The organism is Candidatus Paceibacterota bacterium (assembly GCA_041661305.1).
Taxonomy (GTDB): Bacteria; Patescibacteriota; Minisyncoccia; order Phycocordibacterales; family VMEP01; genus VMEP01.
The window spans coordinates 1-3,572 of sequence record JBAZUR010000009.1 but is presented as its reverse complement, the minus strand read 5'-3'; the positions used below and the strand labels follow the sequence as shown (position 1 = coordinate 3,572).

The following is a 3,572-nucleotide window of genomic DNA, read 5'->3' as shown; positions in this document are numbered from 1 at the left end:
TAATCCCAGATGATGTTGTTGGTGTGTCCCATTTAATAGCCATATATTTTATATTTTATTACCATTTTTATCATACTTATTTCCTTTTGCATCTTTGATTGTCCCATCTGCATATTCAGTAACAACAGTTCCATTTGGTAGTGTTCCGGTTTGTTTAACACCCGACATAGTGTCAACCATTGGCGTATAAGCACTTCCAGCACCATTTATAAATCCACTTTGTACCATATCTCTATTTGCTTTTTTCTGTGCTACCACCTCTGGCTTATCTCCGGGCTGTGCAAAATATTGTTGTTTTCCATTCTCAAATTCTGCGGGAGAAATGACGGCTCCTGATTCTCTGCGAAGTACCGCATTTATAAAGTTTCTTTGTGCTTGGTCAACTGATTGGAAATTCCCCGATTTTAGTGTGTTTGCAACGTTTGGAAGTTTTGTTTGTAATGAGTAAGAAATAGGATTTGCGTTCATTACGTAGTCGTCAAGTTTTGAAATTATTGCATTTGATTGTTCCAGTCTGTTTGCATAAAGAGCCGTTGTTTCTTGTGCCGCCGTTGCGGGTTTCATTGGTGTTTTGCCTAAAGATATCGCTTGCTGTTTTGTTGTTCCGTAAGGAAGATTAAGAGCCGTTGCTTCCGCTACTGAAAGGATTTCATTTCCACCATTTTTTGCAGAATCCATTTCTGCATAAGTTTTCGCTTCGGTTGCTTTTGATGTTTTTATTTGTTGTCTTGTCAAATCTTGGTCAAGTATCTTTTGTGCAAGTTCCATTGGATTATCCTGATACTTTCCGAGTAAAGCAAACGCTTTTTTAAGGTCTCCACTTGCTATCGCTTGATTCACCGCTATCCCCACGGCTGGGTCATTTGGATTATTCTTTTGTGCTGAAAGGGCGAGAGCCATTATAGACTTGTCGTCATCAATTTTATTCTGAACTGCCGTTTTTCTGTCCTCTAAAAGTAAAGACTGTTGCATCGCTCTATCCTGTTGCGATTTCGTATACTCTGGACTCTTGACTATCATATCAAGAGCGTTTTTTTGATACTCTAATTGTTTGGTGATGTCGCCATACTTTACTAGTACGGATCTGTCGGCGGTTTCTTTGGCTTGAGCGAGGTTTCCTCTTGCTACTTCTAGTTGAGATTGTTTAATTAAACCACGACTTATGATTTCTCTATTTCTTCCCATTTCCTCAACTGAAACAGCCCCTTTGACTGATACGCCCGGTCTATTTTTTATATCTTCCTGCATAGCGTAAGGCAATGCCGTTTGTTCTCTAACAATGGCATTATATTCGTCTTGGTACTGTCTGATTTGATTATTAGCAGTGGTATATCCTGCTTGATTCTCTTGCTGTATTCGGTATTTATCGGCTTCTTGTTGTGTTCCGAGTCCAGTCATATACTGGTCAAACATTTTTTGAACACTGTTTTCTGAGGAACCCAATTCAGTACTTGCTTTGAGTTGTGCATCAATGGCATCTGTGGCGGAAGTGGTCGGTTGAAGAACAGGTGGAGTTGGCGGATTATAAGTTCCAAAATTCACCGGACTCGCTGGAGCTAACTGTTCAGAACTTATCGCCTGTGGCTTATATGCACCTCCCGAAACACCGGAAATGTTTGAGGCGTTTTGTGCCACTTTTGTCGCTTCATCGATTACTTGTTGGTTTGTTTTAGGAGGCATTTTATTATTTAATTATAACATATTTTTCGATAAAAATCTAGGAACTAATACCAATGTTTTTAATTATGAGAATGATAGCTTTTACTGCGTCAACCGTTGTTTGAGCGACGGTTTGGTCGTACAATCCTCCTGCGTTTGTTGGTGCGGTTACGGCACTGGCTTTTACAACTGGAGTACTCCCGAATAGAGCGATTTTCTGTGTTGCACTTGTACCGATTTGTAAACCTTTGTTTGTACCCACCTGTATAGTTCTATTATCTAAAATCTGAATATCTTTTGAGAAGACGTATTTTTCATTCTTAAAAAGTGATGATATTTTTTTATCAATCATTCTGTCAATTTCTTGCTGTTGTTCGGGTGTGAATTTATTTGGTTGCATAAGAATAAGTGTTGCTTGGAATCTCATTAAAGGTAACAGAAAATCCTGTAATCACTGCCCCTCCGATACTCTCAAGTCTAAACTGCATTTGTGAGCGTGTTCCATACGCCAATCCTGTTGCTGAAACAATTCCAATCATTGCATAGTCTACTGAACCGTCTGTGTCGTGTGTTGAAAGGGTTGTCCACGCTGTTTCGTTATCTCCTCGTACTTTTATAATCACTGAAGCACCTGAAGCGAGTGGCTCGGTCGTTACTGTGTAGCCGAGAATATTAATATTATTTGTGAAATTGTTTGACGAAAATATTGGAGTTTCAAAAAATGCTGGATAAGAATATGTTGCTTCGGTTGTCGTGGTGTTCCAGTTATTTGTTGCCGTAATTCCACCCATTCCAAACCACCAACCATCACGTTGTTTGAGTATACCAATGGGATAACTTAAGGAAGAAGTATCAACATCAAGATTTTGTGCGATAGAGAGATTTCCTTTTGAGTCTAAACAGAAGATTACTTTTGAAGTAGTTGTTTCGTTTTGGAATTTTGCCGATGCACCAAAATAAAGTTTGTCATCTTCTACAAATCTTCCGCCTACTTCTATACTCCCATTTGAGGAAGTTCCATAAGCATACAATTCTTTGAAATAGAAAGTATTTACGTCTTTGAGTATTCCGTCATTAAGTGAGTATTTTATTATGAGTTTTTTACTCTGTTGCGTTCCTACGTCTGCGATATTTGCGTTTGTTCTGTCGGAAAGTACGAAGAAATGAAAATCTCCAAGAGTGGCGGTATGCAAAGGATAATCAAAACCAAGATTATACTTTTGGTTTACGTCATTGACGGTACTATTACCGTCCCAAAGATAAGAGGTTGCTTCAAGTGAGGCGGTGTCATATCCTGTAAGTTGAATATATATTCCATTTTCTGCAATACAAGTCCACACAAAGGTCGTTAGAGGGTGAGTAAATACTGCCGTAAGAGTAGTTCCGTCAAAAGAATAGATGACGTTATCAATTCCAAGATATTCTAAATTGTTTGCTTTGCGATAAAATGGGTCGCAATAATTCGTCCACGCTTTTGTTTGATGTTGAGCCGTGAGAGAACCTGCCGTTGTCATTTTCCAAAGATAACCAGTTGTCGCCGCACTTCCATCTCTCCAAAGTCCATAAAGATTTCCCGCATAACCGAAAATCATTTGAGCGTAAATACTATCTTTATTAAATGACTGAAAATTATCCCAATATTTATTTGTCCCGTCCCATTTTGATAAAATAGGTCTTGAACCTGAACCGACTTCTTCGCCTATTGTGTAAATAATACCACTTATTGTCGCAAACTTCGTGGTTGAAAGCATCGCTCCACCTTCACCGTGAGTCATATCACTTAAAACCAATGCCCGATAAGGTCGTGCTTGCTCTGTAACGTGTCCGAAATGTTCTATCTTGAAAATACCATCACCGTAAAGGTTGGGTGTCATTCCTTGTTTGAAATTGGTGATTGTTTTTGTGAACATAAA

The 3,572-nt window shown here is 38.9% G+C and carries 3 protein-coding genes; all 3 read right to left on the bottom strand.

Annotation, left to right across the window (positions count from 1 at the left end; all coding sequences use genetic code 11):
• Positions 1 to 48 precede the first annotated feature (48 nt).
• Positions 49 to 1,680: a hypothetical protein gene (locus WC724_03835; protein MFA6078115.1), complete on the bottom strand. Its 1,632-nt coding sequence runs from the start codon at positions 1,678 to 1,680 to the stop codon at positions 49 to 51.
• A gap of 37 nt (positions 1,681 to 1,717) precedes the next feature.
• The gene (locus WC724_03830; GenBank protein MFA6078114.1) at positions 1,718 to 2,059 is read right to left on the bottom strand and encodes a hypothetical protein; all 342 of its coding nucleotides are present in this window, start codon (positions 2,057 to 2,059) and stop codon (positions 1,718 to 1,720) included.
• Positions 2,046 to 3,572, bottom strand: a 1,527-nt coding sequence (locus WC724_03825) for a hypothetical protein (protein ID MFA6078113.1), incomplete at its 5' end; no start/stop codon positions are given. The genes WC724_03830 and WC724_03825, both read right to left, overlap by 14 nt.